Source organism: Gordonia sp. SCSIO 19800, assembly GCF_018132775.1.
In the GTDB taxonomy this organism is placed as follows: Bacteria; Actinomycetota; Actinomycetes; order Mycobacteriales; family Mycobacteriaceae; genus Gordonia; species Gordonia hongkongensis.
Genome location: NZ_JAGRQM010000002.1, coordinates 122,952 through 140,841, shown reverse-complemented (window position 1 = coordinate 140,841; position 17,890 = coordinate 122,952). Strand labels below are relative to the sequence as shown.

Sequence of the window (17,890 nt, the reverse complement as noted above, 5' to 3'; positions counted from 1 at the left end):
ACCGCCTCACCGTTGCGCGAGGACATCACCGATCCGGCACGCCATCATCATGATCGTCGCGTGTGGGCCACTGCGCCCGCTGGTGGGCAGAATGGACCCGTCGACGATCCGGAGTCCGCGAACCCCGTACACCCCGCCGAGCCAATCGGTCCGGACGCCCATCGGCATCGTCCCCCACGCGTGCTGGGAGAACCCCGCCCGATCGGCGATCCGCACGCTCCCCGGGACGACGACGTCGGCGAACTCGGGCGCCCGCAGCATCTCCACGACTCCCGCGGCCGCCGTCCGCAACGCGATGGCGGTAGCCGGGTCGGGTTCGTCGAACTCCATCCGTACTGCGGCGCCGTCGGCGACGATCCGTACCGCCGAATGCCTCATCGCGGTCACCTCGACGATCGGACCCCAGGCGCGCAGGCCGCGTATGTACGAGGCGAAATCATCTCGATAACAGCGTATTTCGAGACCGCTGTCGGTGTGCACCACCGTTGGCAACACCATGCCCGGCCCCGCCGGTGCCCGCCTGGCGTACGACACCGCCAGGCCTCGATGCTCCCCGGCCCCCAGCGAACGGGCACCTGCGCGACCCTCGATGTCGAGTGCGGGCAACTCCGAACGCAACAGGATCCCCGCGGTGCCGAGGGTGCCCGCGGCGAGGATGACCTCACCCGCGCCGACCGTGAGCGAGCCCGCGTGCACCCCCGTCACCGTCGTACCCCCGGCCGACGCCACACGGTCCACCGCGCAACCGGTCACGACCCGGAGGTTGGGGCGGGACAGCGCCGGGACGAGGTAGGCGTCGGCAGCCGAGCGGCGCGCGAGCCCGCTCCGATTCATCGGCACCCGGTTGAGCCCGACCACCGGCCACCGCTGGGCGAGCGGGCGGACCGGTACCCGCCCCACCCAGTAGCGCTCGAAAGCGGTTCCGGCGTCTCCCAGTTCGTCGTCGGCGACGGGTTCGACACCCATGGTGCCGCCGGGCGCGTCCAGCTCGTCGTACGCATCGGCGATGGCGTCGGGCCCCCACCCCGCCGGCCACGTTTCGAAGTCGTTCCGATGCCACCTGAGGAAGTACCCGCCGTTCACCGCCGACGAGCCGCCGAGAGCCGATCCGCGGGCCGCCGACACCCCGAGGTTCGTGTCGTGGCGGACCGCGTGCGGCGCGGCGTCGTCGATCGGTAGCCGAGACAGCTCGAGGTCCGCGGGGGTCGGCAGGCCTCCCGGACCGCGTTCCAGCAGCACGACCGTACGGTCGGGGTTCCGCGAGAGCCGCTCGGCGAGCACGCATCCGGCGCTGCCGGCGCCGACGATGACGACGTCAGCGGTGAGCGACCGGTCGGTCGTCGTCATCGAGAGATGACCGGGCGCAACGCTTCCGGGTCTCGATGGGTGATGACCCCCTGCCACAGGCCAGCACCGTAGGCCAGGTCGTCGAGCCGGTGCATGAGGATGTAGCGCAGCGGACCGAGCGTGGGCGGACTGGTCGGATCGGCGAGCAGATCCCGGACCCAGGACACCACCCCTTCGACGATCGCCACCTGCACGGCGAGGGTGCGGAAACGCTTCGACACGAGGGCGAGCAACACCGCCACCGGCCAATAGTGACGGCAGATGGCGTCCGCGGCCTGTAACAGTCCGAACCCGGCCGCTCGTCCGGTCATCTGCGCCGACACCAGCGGGGCCGACGGCAGGTCGCCCAGCCGCCGCCGCATCCGAACCGCCAGATGGGTGAGGACGATCATCGCCAGGGCGGCACCGAACCGCGTCCGCGACAGCAACGCCACCACCGCGGCGGCCATCGGAACCGACATCTTCATCGGCGCTGCTCGGTCACCGTGCCGGGAGGCCAGGTGTGCGGCGCCGGTGCCGTAGAAACAGCGACGCGAGAGCACTGAGCGCAGGTCAGCGCGGTGCTCATGGGCCACACGAGCCACCGGGTCGTAACGGATCCGCCACCCCTCCGCGTGCATCCGCCAGCACGCGTCGACATCCTCGGCCACCCGCAGCGACTCGTCGAAACCGCAGAAAGCGCTGCGCCGCACCACCATCGCGGCGCTGGGCACATACGGGGTCCGGGTCGAGGGCGCCACCGCGGACTCCTCGGGCCCCATGTCCAGGGAGGACCACCCGTTCTCGTACCGTTCGGCCAGCGATGACGCCACCGCCGCGTCGGACTGCAATCCGACGATGCGCGGTGCGACGAGCCCGACCGTGGGGTCGGAGAAGTGCGTCAGCAGGATGGTGAGCCAATCCGGGTCGGGCACGACGTCGGAGTCGAGGAATGCGACGAAGTCGGTCGTCGCGGCCTCCGCACCCGCGTTGCGCGCCGCGGACGGACCACGGTTGTCGTCGAAGCGCAGGACCCGCGCCGTGGGCCGGTCCACCACGATCGGGGTGGCGGAGCCGTCGTCCACGACGATGACCGTCAGCCCGTCGAGGGCGTCGAGCAGGCGATCGATGCCAACCTGGTTGTCCCGGACCGGGACGACCACGGTCACGTCCTGCGGCTGCGGTCCGAACATGGGCCGGGGATTGGCGATCCCCGCGTCCAGCAGTGCGCGCGCCAATCGTCGGGTCACGTTGTCGCACACCTCGATCCGACCGTCCTCGGAGGTCATCCCGAGTGCGGTGTCGGACATGCGCAGCAGCCGCGTCGGCGAACCGCCGACCAGATACCGGAAGTCGCCAGCCTTGGCACAGCGCAGGTCGATCTGCACCTGGAAGCCGTCGGGCAGATCGGTGCGCGGCCCCGGAGGCGCGTCGGCGTCCGAGTGCGCTCCGGGTTCGACGGACTCCGAGTCGTCCCGGGCGGAGGCGTCGTCCGCGTCCTGGTTCCCGGCCCAGCGTCGTGGGGCCGAGTCGTCGAGGGCCGTCATCCCAGGCGCCCCAGATCGTCGATCTGCCACGACTCCAGGGCGGCCCACAGGCGGTCGGTCACCCCGTCGACCAGACCCGCCCCCGTCTCGGCGCTCGCGCCCTCCGGGTCGCCGAGGACACCGTTGGGACTCACGGCGGCGACACCGCCCGACCGCATCGCCCCCATCAAAGCCCCCACCGGCTCCCGGTTGCCCGCCACGGCACGGTCGGGATCCACGACGGACGGCGAAACATGCAGCAGCACAGATGTTTCGGTGAATCCCGCGTGGGCGTCGGCGCCTTCGAAAGCGCACGGGAACCAGGCGACGTCCCGGCCCTCGTAGCGTAGTCGGGTCACCGCCTCGATCAGCGTCCGGGTGTTCCCGCCATGTCCGTTGACGAACACCACGCGCGCCGCCCATCGGCACGCACTGCGGCCGTACTCGACGAGGAGGCCGCGCAACGCCTCGTGTCCGATCGAGATGGTCCCGGCGAAGCCCTCGTGTTCGCCGCTGGCGCCGTAGTTCAGATCCGGTGCGCACAGGAGTCCGGAGGCCTTCGATCGCCCGCAGACGCGCTCGGCGATCGCCGACGCGATACGCGTGTCGGTGTCGAGCGGGAGGTGGGGCCCGTGCTGCTCGACCGAACCGAGGGGCACCAGCAGGGTGATCACCTGCCCATCGAGGTCTGGCCAGTTGCACTGCCCCAACGCCGATGGCACCGTCATTCGACCAATGCTAGCGATGGTGCCTGCGAGTGTGTCGGTCTCGCCCGAAAAACGGAGCGAAAAACGCGTCCAGATGTCGCGAACCACCACTCTGACGAGCGTTCGATCGGTTGTGGAATGCTGAGAGCATCCAGTGACACCTGACACAGTGCGCGAACAACGATCGGGAGGACGACACCCATGAGCAGTGCCACACCACACGACAGCGGCAAGCCCGGCCCTCTGAGTTCGATCCGGGTCATCGAGTTCGCCGGTATCGGCCCCGGTCCGCATGCCGCCATGCTGCTGGCCGATCTCGGCGCCGACGTCGTGCGCGTTCAGCGCCCGGGGTCGCTGCCCAAGCCCGGCCGCAATGCCGATGCTCTGCTCCGCGGCCGACGCGTCGTCGAGGCCAACCTCAAGGACGACAACGACCGGGAGACCATTCTCGGCCTCGTCGCCAAGGCCGATGTGATCCTCGAGGGTTTCCGTCCCGGCGTGATGGAACGGCTCGGACTCGGACCCGACGACCTCGAGAAGGTCAATCCCGGCCTCGTCTACGGGCGCATGACCGGCTGGGGACAGGACGGACCCCGTGCCAACCTCGCCGGCCACGACATCAACTACATCTCGCTCACGGGCATGCTGCACGCCATCGGACGCAAGGACGATCGTCCCGTGCCCCCGCTCAACCTGGCCGGTGACTTCGGCGGCGGTTCGATGTTCCTCGTCGTCGGTGTGCTCGCGGCACTGCTCGAGCGCGGGGTGTCCGGCCGGGGGCAGGTCGTCGACGCGGCCATGGTCGACGGCGCTTCCGTTCTGGGACAGATGATGTGGGCGTTCCGCGGCACCGGACTGTGGAGCGACACCCGGGGTGTGAACATGCTCGACACCGGCGCTCCGTACTACGAGGTCTACGAGACCTCGGACGGCAAGTACATGGCGGTCGGCGCGATCGAGCCGCAGTTCTACGCCGAGCTGCTCAAGGGCCTCGAACTCACCGACGCCGACCTGCCGGACCAGAACGACATCGCCCAGTGGGGGAAGCTGAAGGAGATCTTCACCGAGACCTTCAAGTCGCGTACCCGCGACGAATGGGCCGCGGTCTTCGAGGGCACCGACGCCTGCACCTCGCCGGTCCTCACCTTCGCCGAGGCACCCGCCGACGCCCACATGGCCGCCCGCGCCAACCTCGTCGACATCGACGGCGTGACCCAGGCCCAGGTGGCACCGCGCTTCTCGCGCACCAAGCCGGAGACCCCCACGGGCCCGACCACCGAGGCGACCGATCCGTCGACGCTCTGGGCCGACTGAGGGTCCCGCCACCGCTTCTCCGTGCGGGAGAAGCGGTGGCGACCCGCCCATTGCTCCCCGAGGTTCCAGGAGCGAAAGCCGCCGGGCCGAGCAAGCGACGAAGGAGCGCGTCGAGGTCGACGAGCCACGAAGGGCGACAACTCACGTCGCCCTTCGTGGCTCGCTTCGCTCGCACCTCAGGGAGCAGATGAATCGGCCACTCGCCCTCGAACGCAAGGGTTCTTCCGCGGCCGCGCGGCGTCAGACCTTCGAATGCCCCATGTCGATCTGGAACTCGGCCGCGGTGATCCCCTTGGCACTGTCGGACGCGAGGTAGAGGACGGCGTCGGAGATCTCGTCGAGCGCGGCGACCGGATGGTAGTCGAGGATCGACGTGAAATGCGGGTTGACCCAGGGGATTCCGAAGATCCGGTGCGCCTCGGTGTCAGCCACACCCATCGGGGTGTCGACCGCGTACGGGTGCACGCTGTTCACCCGGATGCGATGGTGACCGAGCTCTTTCGCGGTCGTCTGGGTCAGTCCGACGAGTCCGTACTTCGACGCCGAGTACGACGCCTGCAGCGGCATCGCCTTCAGCCCCGCGACGGAACTGATGACGGTGATCGAGCCCCCGTTGCCCGCCTCGAGCATCGCCGGAATGGTGGCCTTCAGCGTCTTCCACGCGCCGACGAGGTTGATGTCGACGACGTCGGTGAACTGCTCTTCGCTGAGCTCCCAGACCTTGCCCCAGGTCAGCACCCCGGCGTTGGCGACGACGTGGTCGAGCCGACCGAACTGCTCGACGGCGTCGGCCACGAGCTGCTGCTGGAAAGCAAGATCGCGCGTATCTCCCTGCCGTGCAAGGATCTTGCCGCCGACGCCCTCGACGAGACGAATCGTCTCGGCGAGGTCGTCGGCCGTGGCCGCGGGGTAGGTCGCGTGGTCGATGATCGGACCCGCGATGTCCAGGCCGACGATCGCGGCCCCCTCACGGGCGAACCGGATCGCATGATTGCGACCTTGACCTCGGGCGATGCCGGTGATGTAGACGACCTTGCCGTCGAACTGTCCCATGGCAGAACTGTAACACGTTCTAGTTCTGCTCCCCAGTGTTCGCCGGGGCCCGACGAACGGTTCAGGCGTGCCCGAACGCGCGGGTGAAGCCGTCGGGTACGACGAGGTCGGCGGCCGAGAGCTCGTGCACGCTCTTGTGGCCGAGACCCATCAGCACGCCGTCGAGTCCCATGCGCAGGAGGTCTAGCACGTTCTCCACACCGGCCTGGCCGTTGGCCGCGAGACCCCAGAGGTACGCACGCCCGATCATGACCGCGCGGGCCCCGAGCGCCAACGCCTTGGCCACATCGCTGCCGCGTCGGATACCACCGTCGAGCAGGACCTCGATGTCGTTGCCCACGGCCGTCGCGATGTCGGGGAGAAGGCGGATCGTGGCGGGGGTGCCGTCGAGGTTGTTGCCACCGTGGTTGGACACCGACAGTGCGGTTGCGCCGATGTCCACCGCACGCTTGGCATCGTCGAGGCGGGTGATGCCCTTGACCATGAACGGCCCATCCCACTGCTCGCGCAACCACTTCAGGTCTTCCCAGGTGGGCGGCGGGGTGCTCATCCACGAGCCGTAGGCGCCGAAGAACGTCGGTCCCGGCACCCCCTGCGGTGTGAGGTTGGGTGCGGTCAGGTCGGGGATGTTGATCTTTCCGCCCTTGACCCAGTCGAGTGCGTACCGCGGCTTGACCGCGATCTCCGGCCCCAGGCGCAGCAGCGCCTTGAGGTTGACCTTCTCGGGGATCTCGGGGCTGCCCCAGTCGCGCCCGACGTTGAAGACCCAGTCGGTGGTGACGATGAGACCTTTCGCACCGGCCGCCTTGGCGCGCTCGGCTCGGGCGAGGATCTCGTCGCGGCTGCCCAGCCAGTAGATCTGGAAGTGGACCTTGTCGTTGACGGCGGTGACCTCTTCGACCGCGTGCGAGGCGAAGCTCGACAGTCCCATCGCGGTGCCACGGGCGGCCGCCGCGCGGGCCACGGCCACCTCACCGTCCGGGTCGACGGCCTGCACGCCGGTCGGCGAGATCATGACCGGGAACGAGATCTCCTCTCCCATCACCGTTGTCGTCATCTCGCGGTCGGCCTGCGCACCGACGACGTGCGGCGCCCAGCCCAGTTCGGAGAACGCGCGGACGTTGTCGTCGACGGTGACACCGGCCTGCGTGCCGGCGACGAGCGACGAGTACACCGATTTGGGCAGACGCTTCTTGGCCCGTCGCTGTGCTTCGGTGACGGTCTCGAACCAGGGATTTCGGGCCCAGGGGTTGGCAGACATGTGCTTCCTACTCATTGATCCATCCATGGAGACCGGTTGGCTCTCATGGAGACGGGGCGCCGGTTCTGACGACGGCGCCCCGTGGTGTACCGCGGGCGATCTACCGCGCGGCGGGGGTGAACCCGGCGAGCGGGTTCTCGTCACAGGACTTGGTGGGACGCGAGGCCACCGGGGTCAGGTCGCCGTCGGGGCGCCGGGTCATCAGGGTCAGCGGCGTACCGCGTGAATGGTCCTTGTTGGCGGTCGGTTTCGTGCGGTCGCCGGCGAGGAGTTCCTCACCGTAACCCTGCACGCACTCCGGGTCGGGGCCGGCGAGCGGGAGGCCGGTGAAGAACTTCGCGGCCATGCAGCCGCCGCGGCAGGCGTCGAAATGCGCGCACTTGGTGCAGGCGCCGGCGTTCTGCGGTTCGCGCAATTCGGTGAACAGGTCCGACCGCTGCCAGATCTCCTGGAAGCCGCCGTCGGAGAGGATGTTCCCGGCGAGGAAGTTCTCGTGGATCGCGAACGGGCATGCGTACACGTCGCCGACCGGGTCGATGAGACAGACCACGCGTCCCGCACCACACAGATTGAGGCCGGGGAGGCCGCCGCCGGAATCGGAACCGAACGCCGACAGATGGAAGAACGAGTCACCGGTCAGCACTCGATCACCGTGTGCGACAAGCCAGTCGTAGAGTTCTCGCTGCTGGTGCGGCAACGGATGCAGGTCATCCCACACGTCGGCGCCCCGGCCGGAGGGACGCAACCGGGTGATGCGCAGCGTGGCGTTGTAGCGGTCGGCGAGCGCCTTGAACTCGTCGAGTTGCGCGACGTTCTGTCGTGTCATGACGACGCTGATCTTGGCGTCGGCGAAACCCGCCTCTGCCAGGTTCTCCAGCGCACGGACGGCCATGTCGAACGAACCCGGACCGCGAACCGCGTCGTTGACCTCCGCGGTCGCCCCGTCCAGCGAGATCTGGACGTCGACATAATCCGACGCCGCGAGTCTCGCAGCCACCTTCTTGTCGATGCGCAGGCCGTTGGTGGAGAACTTCACCCCCACCTGGTGGCTGGTGGCGTAGTCGACGAGCTCCCAGAAGTCCGGACGAACGGTCGGTTCGCCGCCGCCGATGTTGACGTAGAAGACCTGCATGCGCTGCAGCTCGTCGATGATCGCCTTGCACTGTTCGGTGGACAGCTCGCGGGGATCGCGTTTGCCCGACGACGACAGGCAGTGCACGCACGCGAGGTTGCATGCGTAGGTCAGTTCCCAGGTGAGGCAGATGGGGGCGTCGAGACCCTTCTCGAACTGGTCGACGAGCCGGCCCACCTTCGGCACCTCGCCGGTGGTCGGCGCGGGCGCCCGGAGCGCACTCGCGAATTCGGTTGCTGTGGGCGGCATCTCGATGGTCGTCATCGTTGAGGTCCTTGGATTCGGGGCTGTCGGTTCGGGACTGGGACGTCCGGGCCGGGACGTCGGGCCTGATCGCTCAGGAGCGGGGCACGATCATGCCGCTGTCGGCGAGGGCGGTGAGCGCCTGCAGGTACAGGGGACGTTGGGCGGGCGAGATCCCGGCGGCGAGGAGGGCGGCCTCCGCCGAGTCGTGGTCGGCGAGGGATTGCACGATGCCGACGACGGTGAGGTTCTTGAGGAACGACAGCTTGCGCGTACCGAAGTGGTACAGCAGCGCGCCGAACGGTTCCGGCCGCAGAGCGACCTTCGGATTGAGCCGCCACGGCTCGAGCGTGTCGAAACCGGGCGCCTCGGCTGGGGTGTCGAACCGGACCCCGGCGACCGCGGAACGGTCGCCGGAGATCGGATTCGATGTCGGGGCTGACATCAGTAGACCCCGCACATCCCGTCGATCGAGACCTCTTCGACGAGTGACTCGGCGAGGAGTTCGGTGTCGTTCGAGCTGTGACTGGTCGCAGCGGACTGATCTGCCATGATCCATACCTCCTGGTTGGTGGGTTAGTGATGTGGATCACGACATACTATAGTGGCACTCGGTGCAGAAATCCAGCGTTCGCGAGCGAACTGCCCGAATGGCCAGGTGGACGGTTCTGTCGATCCGGACGACACCGGTCCCATAGGCTGAGGTCCCGATGACCACGAAGATGCGCGGTGACGACCCCGCACGTACCCCGCCGGGCCGGCGCCCCATCACGTCGCGTGCGCAGATCAGCGCACTCGCGATCCGCCTCTTCACCACCCAGGGCTTCGAGGACACCAGCGTCGACGACATCGCCGAGGCGGCCGGGATAGCCCGGCGCACACTGTTCCGGTATTACTCGTCAAAGAACGAGATCCCCTGGGGCGAGTTCGACGACCATCTCCTCGAACTACGCACTCTCCTCGCCGGTATCCCGCCCGAGACGCCGATGGCACAGGCCCTCGTCGACGCCCTCGTCTCGTTCAACCGGGTGCCCGCCGAGGAACTCGACAACCATCGCCGACGTATGTCCCTCCTCCTCGGGGTGCCTGCGCTGCAGGCACATTCGATGATCGTCTATGCCGACTGGCGTCAGGTCATCGCCGAGTTCTGCGCGACCCGGCTGGGCGTCGATGTCCGCGATCACCTGCCGCAGACCATCGGCTGGCTGTGTCTCGGTGCCGCCCTCGCCGCGTACGAGAAATGGCTCGACGACCCCGATGCCGACCTGGAGACGCTCATCGAGTCCGGCGCGCGCACCGTGGCCGACGGCGTGGCGGCCCTGGCGTGACTACGCTGGCAACGGCCGCACGGGATCGACCGCAAGCCCCTCGTGGGAACACCGGTCGTTGCGCTAGGCTGAAGTAGAACGTGTTCTAATTTGGGCCGGGGTGCCGGTCCTCGACGGCGGAGACTGCGCACATGTCTGACCTGACCCCTCACGGTTCACGCAGCGTGATCCTCACGGTGTCCGAGGTGATCGACGAGACGGCCGAGGCCAAGTCCATCGCCTTCGAGGTACCCGAGGCCTCGCCGAAGCCGTTCACCGATTACAAACCGGGGCAGTTCCTCACGCTACGGATTCCGAGCGAGCAGACCGGCTCGGTCGCGCGCTGCTACTCCCTCGCGTCGTCGCCGTTCACCGACCCGCGGCCCAAGGTGACCGTGAAGCGCACCGCCGACGGCTACGGATCCAACTGGGTGTGCGACAACCTCTCCCCCGGCACCCAGGTCGAGGTGCTGCCGCCGTCGGGCGTGTTCACCCCGAAGTCCTATGACACCCCATTGCTGCTCATCGCGGCGGGCAGCGGTGTCACGCCGGTGATGTCGATCCTCAAGGCGGCCCTCGAGAAGGGCGGCGCACCGATCGTCTTCTTCTATGCCAACCGGGACGTCGCCGACGTGATCTTCGCCGCCGAACTCCGAGAACTCCTGGCCGCCCACCCGGATCGGCTCACCCTCGTCCACTGGCTCGAATCACTCCAGGGTCTGCCGAGTGCGGCCGCTCTGGCAACGGCTTTCGCGCCCTACGCGACGTCGCACGTCGCCTACATGTGCGGACCGGGCCCGTTCATGGATGCCGTCCACAAGGGTCTGTCGGACGCGAACTTCCCGCACCACAACGTCCACACCGAGGTCTACAACTCGCTGTCCGGCGACCCGTTCGCCGACGTCGAACTCGGCGAGGTGAGTGAGGAGGAGCAGGCGGGTGCCGCCACCGTCGAGGTGGAGCTCGACGGTGAGACCCACACCCTGACCTGGCCTCGCTCACGAACTCTCGTCGACATCATGCTCGCCGCCGGACTCGATGCGCCGTATTCCTGCCAGGAGGGTGAGTGCGGTTCGTGCGCCTGCACTCTCACCGAGGGCAGCGTCGACATGGACAACGCCGGCGCGCTCGACCCCGAGGACATCGAGGACGGGTACATCCTCGGCTGTCAGGCGCATCCGACATCGGACACGCTGAAGATCGAATTCTGAGAGAGTGGTTCGAGTTCGTACAGTCACCGGTCCATCGAAGGAGAACGACGACGTGAGCACCATCCGCGGTTCCCGGCTCGACCCCGTCCAGCTCGCCCGTGGCCTCGCCGCGATGCTCATCAGCATCGGAGTGCTCCACTTAGTGGCACCCAAACCGTTCGACGAGATCATCCCGGAGGAGATCCCCGGCGACCCCCGCACGCTGACCTACGCTTCCGGTGTTGCCGAGATCGGTTTGGGCGCGGCACTTCTCGCTCCGAAGACCCGACGCGCCGCCGGCGCGGCGTCCGTGCTGCTGTTCCTCGCCGTCTATCCCGCCAACATCAACATGGTCCGGCTGTGGTGGGACCGGCCGCTGCCCTACAAGATCGTCGCCCTGGCCCGGTTGCCGTTCCAGTTCCCGATGATCTGGGCCGCCGCGAAGGTCGCACGCGAGGGCTGACCCTGTCGTCACGAATCCCGGAGGGCGCGGTAGTGCGTGCGCTCCTCCGGGGTCCGGTGCTCGAGCGCGTATGACAGTGCGGTGCGGCCCATCCGGGCAGCGTTGTCGTCCAGGTAGCCGAGCAGGACGGTCTCGTCGACTCGTTTGCCGACCTCCCGCAGCATCCAGCCGAATGCCTTCTGGATGAGATCCCGTCGGTCGTCGCGGACGAGCGGCGCCACCGCGAGCAGTGCCGCCGGGTCGCCGTGCTTGATGAAGGCGAAGGTCGCGATCACCCCCACCCGGCGCCGCCACAGATCATCGTCCCGTGCGTGTTGCAGGACGAGATCGAGTTCGCCGCTGCGCCGGCAGTATTCGCCGAGGACAGGATCGGCGGACGAGTCGACGAGATCCCAGTTGTTCACCCGGCCGCGGCGCACCGCGTCGAGGTAGAGGTCGACCCAGCCCTTGCCGTCGCCGCCGCGGCGTAGCTCGCGTTCGAACTCCTCACGCAGGAGGAACAATGCGATCAGGCGATGCTCGTGGATCGGTGAGTCGAGCAACTCGACGACCTGATCCGGCGCGATGCCGCGGAACCCCTTCGCGAGCTTCCGTTGTACCGGTACACGGATTCCGAGGAATTCATCGCCCTCCCCGTATCCCCCCGGTCGGGCCTGGAAGAACGCGGCCTGGCCGAGCGCGAGTTCCGGGTCGGCCACCACGGCTGCCGCATCACGCACCCGCGCAGCGGTGGGCGTATCCGTCATTGCGTCACTACAGCAGATCCGCCACGGGCGTGGGGGTCTGCAGCTTCGGCCGGGTCTTCATCACGGCACCCACCTTGCCGGCGCCCACCACGCCGGTGAGCACGCCGTCCCGGCTGTAGTACGCGACGAACTTCTTGCCGTCGTCGTCGACGACGTGGACCTCGTCATCGGCGCGCGGAGAGCCGAGTACCTGGATCTTGACGTCGAACTGGTCGCTCCAGAAATACGCGACCGACGCGGTGACCGCGTCGCCACCGGTGATCTGGTGCGCGACGACCGAGGCCTGCTCGACCGTGTGGTTCCAGTGCTCGACGCGTTTCGGCCTCCCGTCCTCGTCGAGCCAGTTCGCCACGTCGCCGAGTGCGAAGACGTTCTCGGCGCTGGTGTGTCCGGTTGCATCACAGGCGATCCCACCCCCGACCTCGCGCGCGGCGAGTTCGATGCCCGAACCGTCCAGATACCCGGTCACCGGGGTCGAACCGATACCGACGACGACGATGTCGGCGGGCAGGGTGGTGCCGTCGGTGAGTTCGACCGCGCTGACCCGCCCGTCGGACACGTCGATCTTCGCGACCCCGACCCCGGTCCGCAGATCGATGCCGTTGGCCACGTGCAACCGCGACACCAGGGCGCCGATCCGCTCCCCCAGCGCCACGGCGAGCGGCGTCGGAGCCGGTTCGACGAGGCTGACCGCCAGTCCGCGGGCCGAGAGGCCGGCCGCCACCTCGCATCCGATGAAGCCGGCGCCGATGACGACTGCGGTGCTCGCGGAATCGATCTCGCCACGCAGCGCCACCGCGTCGTCGTAGGTGCGGAGCACGTGCGCGCCTCGGACGTTCTCCGTGAGGCCGGCAAACGGCCGTGGATCGAGCCCGGTCGCCAGTACGAGGGTGTCGTAGGCGACGGTGGCGCCGGAGGCCAGCGTGATCGTCCGGTCCGTCGGTGCCACCGCGGTCACCGCTTCACCGAGTCGCAGCGTGATGTCGGAGTCCTCGTAGAACTCCGCGGGTTTGAGATCGACGCGGTCGTCCTTGCCCAGCAGCACCGACTTCGACAGCGGCGGACGGTCGTACGGCGGATGCGCTTCGGCTCCGACGAGGGTGATCGGATCGGTGAAACCGTTGTTCCGCAGGTTCTCCGCGACCCGGATCCCGCCGAGTCCGGCCCCGACTATCACCACACCCGCGCTCGATGCACTCATCTCTGGTCCCCTTTTCGTCATCCCACCCGCGAGCACCCGTCTGCGCCGGCGGTCGCGCGGACCGCCCGGGGCCGGGCATCTCATGTCTCAACGGGTCACGTCGCCGACCGGTTGCAGGTCGGACAGCAGCCAATTCCCGTCGACCTTACGCATAAGTGCCCACCGGGCGATAGAGGTCGTCTCGGCCGGTGGACGGCTCGCGGCACCCGGTGCCGGTGAACCGGACCCGGCTGTCACCCGCTGGTCGGCGAAGACGAGCACCCGGGCGCGTTCCGAGTCGCCCTCCTGCAGTCCGGCACCGACGACCTCGCCGGTCACCGACAACGCTGATGCACGGACGCCGGGAATCACGACGTCGGTGCCGCGGTTCCGGTACTCCAGGCGTAGCGGGTCGGTCAGCAACGCGTCGGTCGCCTGCCGCCGGTCGGCGGGGTCGTCGGGCGAATAGGTCAGAAGCGCACTCACGGCAGCCGCAGCCGCGCTGAGGATCTCGCTGCGTTGCGCCTCGGTCGGGTCGGGATCGGGGCGCAGGGTCGCGGCGCCCGCGATCGCCGCGACCACCAGGGATACCGCCGATGCGGCGATGAGAAGCCGCATGCGGATGCGTTGGGTTCGGGTCGGCCGTGCCGGTAGCAGGACCCGGTCGTCGGCGGCGGTCATGGACGCCTCGCCTCGGCGATCTTCCAGCCGCCGTCGGTGCGCGTCATGGTGATCAGCGCCGTGATCCGCTCTCCGGTGGTGTCGATCTCCGAACCGTCCCCCGACCCGCCCAGGAGCGCCGGGTTCGTCGCGTCGGCGACGACGAGCACGTCCACGCTTCCACCGATGTCGTCGGACGACGGATCGGTGACGAGCCCGGCCGAGATCACTTGCCCGACACTCGAACCCCGTTGCCCGCCCACCTCTGTCACCAGTGCCTCCCGGGCGGCGTCGATCCGTTTCAGCTGCGGTCCGGTGCTCACCTCCGCCACGCGTACCACGTAGCCTTCGGGGTCGGCCGGGTCGGCGGTCAGCATGACGGTGACGGCGCCGCGGGCGGATGCGAGCACGTCGTCCTGCAACTCGGTCGCCGCCTGCTGGCCGCGGATCTGCCAGGCAAGAAAGCCGGCGACGCCAACGAGGACGACCACCGCGATCGCTGCTCCGACGAGAGTCCGGCGCACCGTCTGTGTCCGGCGTGCCGCACGCGCCCGGAGCGCCGGCGCGGCGACGATCCGGGCGGTGCGCGCCCGTCGGGTCGCCGCGTCGACCCGGGCGCGGGCGAGTTCGATTCGCGTGGTGATGTTCTCGGTCATCGCCGCACCCGCAGATTCCTTTGGACGCTCATCCGATCACATCCGCCGCCGCGAGGAGCCATGTGTCGTCCGACCGCGCGTAGCGGGCCAGGACCGTGCGTTGAACGGTCGTCGCCGGCCCCGCGGCCGGACGTACTGTCACCACGACACGCAGCAGCGCCTCCCCCTCCGCGGCGTCGACCGCGACGATGCTGACGACCTCGGGGCGCCAGGTCACCGACGACGTCCCCTCGGGCGGGGGCCGATCGAGCTGGGCCCCGTAGCTGTCGGTGAACTCGTCGGCGACCCGCTCCCGCGCCCGCGTCCGGTCCTGCTGCCAGCGGTCCGCATCGACCGAGAACACGTCCGCGACGATCGTTCCCGCCTGTGCTCGCAACTGGTCTCGGCTCTCCGCGACGTCGGAGCCGGTACGGTGCGAGTTCCACAGGGCGAGCACCACGACGAGCGTCGCGACCAGGACAACCGCCGCGATCGCGAGGCGGATGGCGGCACCTCGCACCCCGATGGGCCGGGTCGTTCCGCGTCCCGGGACCGGCTCGACGCCCGGGGTGTGAGTCGGTGGCGTCATGGAAGGTACTGCACCGCACTCAGTTTCAGCGTGTCGTCGGCCGGTGTGATGAGCACCCGCAACCGGAATCTGCGCGCCCGGTCGCCGGTCTCGGCCGGCGCCGCCCCACCGGTGAAGACGACGGTGGCCGCGACGAGGACCGTGGCGGTGTCGCCGGTCCGGACGGAGATCCCCGTGCCGTCGACGGAGGACTGCGCGACGGTGCCGTTGGCCCGGATGAATTCGGTGTAGCTGTCGGCGGATTGGGCGAACTCGTCGTAGAAGGTGCCGGTGGCGCCGGCCAGGATGCGCTGGGCGCGCCGATCGTCTCGGCTGTTCGGGGCGATGAGCACCGCAACCCGGTCGGCCGCCGCGGACTGGAGTTCGGCATCGGAGTACCGCTCACGGTCTCGCTGCCACGCGGTCACCGCCACCCCCGCGAGCACGAGCGCGACGACGAGGACCACGACCGCGACGACCCAGCGGAGCCGCGACAGGCGCCGACGGAGTCCGGCCTCGACCTCGAGGGCGTGCAGATCGTCCAGTGCCTCGCGCAGCTCGCGTCTCGCGGCCCGGTCGGCGGACACCTCCTGCGCCCCCGACCGAGCACCCATGCCGTCCCTCTTCACGACGACAGGGGCGTGCTCTCCTGGGGCTGCGTCAGACTGTCGCCCGGCGCCCGGGTGTCGATCTTCTCACCGCGGATCCGGCTGGAATATGCCGCGCGCGCCTGCTGGTCGGGGCTCAGGAAGATCGAGTCCAGCTTGGTCAACCGGCGCGACCACCGCTTCATCGCCTGCGGGAACAACGCGCCCGACTCCGCCCACCGCATCGACCGGGGCGCGTAGACGCGGACCACCGGCCGCGCGATCGTCTGCACGACGATCGACGCCACCTCGCCGGGCTCGACGGTCTGGATGAACTTGTTGGTCTGCAGGCCGGAGATCAGGGCGGTTCGCGTGAACGTGGGGAGTACCGCGCTGACGGCGACGCCCTGCGGCTCCAGCTCGGCGCCCAGCGCCTCGGAGAACTCGATGACGGCTGCCTTGGCGCCGTTGTAGATGGTGAGGCCGGGGGTGGGTATGCGCCCGGCCGTCGATGCGATGTTCACGATGTGGCCGGTCCGGCGGGGCGCCATCCGGCGGGCCGCCTCCTGGCATCCGATGATCACGCCCAGGACGTCGATCTCGTACGTCCGGCGGATGATCGTGTCGTCGTAGGAGAGGAACGGTCCGACCGGCATGATCCCGGCGTTGTTCACGAGCACGTCGATCGGTCCGAGCCGGTTTTCGACCTCGGTCAGGAACGCATCGAAGGACTCGCGTTTGGTCACGTCCACCTCGATGCCCTCGCAACCGAGGTCGGCGGCGGCCTTGCCCACCGCCTCGGAATCCACATCACCGATCGCGACCCTGGCCCCCGCCTCGGACAGCTGGGTCGCGGTCTCGAATCCGATGCCACGCGCGCCGCCGGTGATGACCACGACCTTGTCCCGTAGCGCGGCGCGGATCGCGTCGTGGTCGGGTGTGCGGGACAGCTTGTCACGCAGACTCATTGGATCTCCTTCGGTGGATGCGGACTTCAGACGAGAGGAACGGGGCCGGCGTGGCCCGTCATCTCCGGTGGGGTTTCACCAGATCATCGGTGCGAGGAACTTGGCGGCGAAATCCCGAACGCGCTGGGGTTCGTTGCGAGCAGGGTCCGACGGCGGCGTCTCCAGCAGTGAGATCACCAGTCGCACATGGATCTCGACGGCTTCCAGCAGATCCTCGACGGGCATCTGCGCACCCTCGTCGCGGAGTGTGGCCGCGACCCGGTCGGTGACCATGTCGATGAACAACGACGTCATCGTCGCCGTGACGCTCTTGATCTCGGAGTCGGTGAGGACGATCCGGCTCAGCAGCGGATCGGAGTTGACCCACTCGGCGCCGACGGCGAACGCCTCCACCAGCGCGGCCTTGGGTCCGAGCCCCTTCACCGAGGCCTCGAGTTTCTGCATGCCCGTCTCGTAGGCGTCGTTGGCCACCGCGTAGAGCAGCGCATCCTTGTTCGGAAAGCGCCGGTACAAGGTGCTGCGGCTCACTCCAGCCCGCGCGGCGACCTCGTCGATGTTCGCGCGGCGGACACCGACCTCGGCGAACTCCGCCCCGGCAGCCGCGAGGATCGCGGCTTCCTGGTCGGCCGGGCTGGCGGTGTTGCGGACCTTACGCGTCGAGGTCCGATTCCTGCTGTCGGCCTTGGTTCCGGTGCCTGCCACGGTCATCGCCGCCGACGGGTGGCGGGCAGCGAGTCCTCGGGTGCCGACCAGTGGTTTTCGTGCAGCCGGCGATGTCTGATCTCCGTGATCTCCATCTGGTCAAAATACAGCCCGGCGGTCCGGTGTCCGCGGGCACCGCGACCCCGGCCGACGTGCAACGGGGTTCCGTCGCGGTCGGGAGACGGGACGCCGACCGAATCGACTGCTGCCGGCACTGTCGCCAGAACCGAGGCCATGATCGTCTCCCTCCCGCAACGGCCGCCCCGGGTACGGACGGTCGGCATGTGACCCACATCGCATGATAGACCACGTTGAGACAGAT

Annotated in this window: 21 protein-coding genes; 4 read left to right on the top strand and 17 right to left on the bottom strand. The window is 68.8% G+C overall.

Going from position 1 to position 17,890, the window contains the following annotated elements:
* Nucleotides 1–6: 6 nt before the first annotated feature.
* From mftG to mftE, 3 genes are read right to left on the bottom strand one after another with little or no spacing between them, the layout of a single operon-like run.
* Complete coding sequence (gene mftG, locus KB201_RS03095) at nt 7–1,347, bottom strand: mycofactocin system GMC family oxidoreductase MftG (protein ID WP_211538326.1); 1,341 nt, start codon at nt 1,345–1,347, stop codon at nt 7–9.
* Nucleotides 1,344–2,873 carry a mycofactocin biosynthesis glycosyltransferase MftF gene (gene mftF / locus KB201_RS03090; RefSeq protein WP_211538325.1) on the bottom strand — a complete coding sequence of 510 codons (1,530 nt, stop codon included), beginning with the start codon at nt 2,871–2,873 and terminating at the stop codon, nt 1,344–1,346. The genes mftG and mftF overlap by 4 nt, the downstream gene beginning before the upstream one ends.
* Complete coding sequence (mftE, locus tag KB201_RS03085; protein WP_058252356.1) at nt 2,870–3,580, bottom strand: mycofactocin biosynthesis peptidyl-dipeptidase MftE; 711 nt, start codon at nt 3,578–3,580, stop codon at nt 2,870–2,872. Before mftE ends, mftF begins: the two co-directional genes overlap by 4 nt.
* A gap of 180 nt (nt 3,581–3,760) precedes the next feature.
* On the opposite strand from mftE, the gene KB201_RS03080 reads away from it, so the two are divergent.
* Nucleotides 3,761–4,873, top strand: coding sequence for a CaiB/BaiF CoA-transferase family protein (locus KB201_RS03080; protein ID WP_058252357.1), 1,113 nt, complete (start codon nt 3,761–3,763; stop codon nt 4,871–4,873).
* Nucleotides 4,874–5,113: 240 nt separating this feature from the next.
* Here KB201_RS03080 and KB201_RS03075 read toward each other — a convergent pair whose 3' ends face one another.
* The 5 genes from KB201_RS03075 to mftA form a co-directional block, all read right to left on the bottom strand.
* Complete coding sequence (locus KB201_RS03075; RefSeq protein ID WP_058252358.1) at nt 5,114–5,926, bottom strand: mycofactocin-coupled SDR family oxidoreductase; 813 nt, start codon at nt 5,924–5,926, stop codon at nt 5,114–5,116.
* Nucleotides 5,927–5,987: 61 nt separating this feature from the next.
* Complete coding sequence (gene mftD / locus KB201_RS03070) at nt 5,988–7,187, bottom strand: pre-mycofactocin synthase MftD (RefSeq protein ID WP_211538324.1); 1,200 nt, start codon at nt 7,185–7,187, stop codon at nt 5,988–5,990.
* A 100-nt stretch (nt 7,188–7,287) separates the two neighbouring features.
* Nucleotides 7,288–8,583 carry a mycofactocin radical SAM maturase gene (gene mftC / locus KB201_RS03065; RefSeq protein WP_211538323.1) on the bottom strand — a complete coding sequence of 432 codons (1,296 nt, stop codon included), beginning with the start codon at nt 8,581–8,583 and terminating at the stop codon, nt 7,288–7,290.
* Nucleotides 8,584–8,656: 73 nt separating this feature from the next.
* Nucleotides 8,657–9,007 (bottom strand): mycofactocin biosynthesis chaperone MftB, encoded by a 351-nt coding sequence (gene mftB, locus KB201_RS03060; protein WP_058252361.1) that lies wholly within the window; start codon nt 9,005–9,007, stop codon nt 8,657–8,659.
* Nucleotides 9,007–9,114, bottom strand: coding sequence for a mycofactocin precursor MftA (gene mftA / locus KB201_RS03055; RefSeq protein WP_058252362.1), 108 nt, complete (start codon nt 9,112–9,114; stop codon nt 9,007–9,009). The genes mftB and mftA overlap by 1 nt, the downstream gene beginning before the upstream one ends.
* Nucleotides 9,115–9,272: 158 nt before the next feature.
* Between mftA and mftR the strand changes: the two genes are divergently transcribed.
* From mftR to KB201_RS03040, 3 genes are all read left to right on the top strand, one after another.
* Nucleotides 9,273–9,890 carry a mycofactocin system transcriptional regulator gene (gene mftR / locus KB201_RS03050; RefSeq protein ID WP_211538322.1) on the top strand — a complete coding sequence of 206 codons (618 nt, stop codon included), beginning with the start codon at nt 9,273–9,275 and terminating at the stop codon, nt 9,888–9,890.
* 131 nt (nt 9,891–10,021) lie between these two features.
* Nucleotides 10,022–11,080: a ferredoxin--NADP reductase gene (locus tag KB201_RS03045; protein WP_211538321.1), complete on the top strand. Its 1,059-nt coding sequence runs from the start codon at nt 10,022–10,024 to the stop codon at nt 11,078–11,080.
* A gap of 52 nt (nt 11,081–11,132) precedes the next feature.
* Complete coding sequence (locus KB201_RS03040; protein WP_211538320.1) at nt 11,133–11,522, top strand: hypothetical protein; 390 nt, start codon at nt 11,133–11,135, stop codon at nt 11,520–11,522.
* Between the two features lie 8 nt (nt 11,523–11,530).
* Here the strand turns inward: KB201_RS03040 and KB201_RS03035 are convergent, their stop codons facing one another.
* From KB201_RS03035 to KB201_RS02995, 9 genes are all read right to left on the bottom strand, one after another.
* Nucleotides 11,531–12,268, bottom strand: coding sequence for a DNA alkylation repair protein (locus KB201_RS03035; protein ID WP_211538319.1), 738 nt, complete (start codon nt 12,266–12,268; stop codon nt 11,531–11,533).
* A gap of 7 nt (nt 12,269–12,275) precedes the next feature.
* Nucleotides 12,276–13,469, bottom strand: coding sequence for an NAD(P)/FAD-dependent oxidoreductase (locus KB201_RS03030; protein WP_211538318.1), 1,194 nt, complete (start codon nt 13,467–13,469; stop codon nt 12,276–12,278).
* Between the two features lie 87 nt (nt 13,470–13,556).
* Nucleotides 13,557–14,129, bottom strand: a complete 573-nt coding sequence (locus tag KB201_RS03025; RefSeq protein ID WP_211538317.1) for a hypothetical protein — start codon at nt 14,127–14,129, stop codon at nt 13,557–13,559.
* Complete coding sequence (locus KB201_RS03020; protein WP_211538316.1) at nt 14,126–14,764, bottom strand: hypothetical protein; 639 nt, start codon at nt 14,762–14,764, stop codon at nt 14,126–14,128. Before KB201_RS03020 ends, KB201_RS03025 begins: the two co-directional genes overlap by 4 nt.
* A gap of 28 nt (nt 14,765–14,792) precedes the next feature.
* Nucleotides 14,793–15,332 (bottom strand): hypothetical protein, encoded by a 540-nt coding sequence (locus tag KB201_RS03015; protein ID WP_078113120.1) that lies wholly within the window; start codon nt 15,330–15,332, stop codon nt 14,793–14,795.
* Nucleotides 15,329–15,925: a hypothetical protein gene (locus KB201_RS03010; RefSeq protein WP_211538315.1), complete on the bottom strand. Its 597-nt coding sequence runs from the start codon at nt 15,923–15,925 to the stop codon at nt 15,329–15,331. The genes KB201_RS03015 and KB201_RS03010 overlap by 4 nt, the downstream gene beginning before the upstream one ends.
* 11 nt (nt 15,926–15,936) lie before the next feature.
* The gene (locus tag KB201_RS03005; RefSeq protein ID WP_211538314.1) at nt 15,937–16,866 is read right to left on the bottom strand and encodes an SDR family oxidoreductase; all 930 of its coding nucleotides are present in this window, start codon (nt 16,864–16,866) and stop codon (nt 15,937–15,939) included.
* Nucleotides 16,867–16,941: 75 nt separating this feature from the next.
* The gene (locus KB201_RS03000) at nt 16,942–17,574 is read right to left on the bottom strand and encodes a TetR/AcrR family transcriptional regulator (RefSeq protein ID WP_065629665.1); all 633 of its coding nucleotides are present in this window, start codon (nt 17,572–17,574) and stop codon (nt 16,942–16,944) included.
* Nucleotides 17,571–17,804: a hypothetical protein gene (locus KB201_RS02995; RefSeq protein ID WP_211538313.1), complete on the bottom strand. Its 234-nt coding sequence runs from the start codon at nt 17,802–17,804 to the stop codon at nt 17,571–17,573. The genes KB201_RS03000 and KB201_RS02995 overlap by 4 nt, the downstream gene beginning before the upstream one ends.
* Nucleotides 17,805–17,890: the final 86 nt, after the last annotated feature.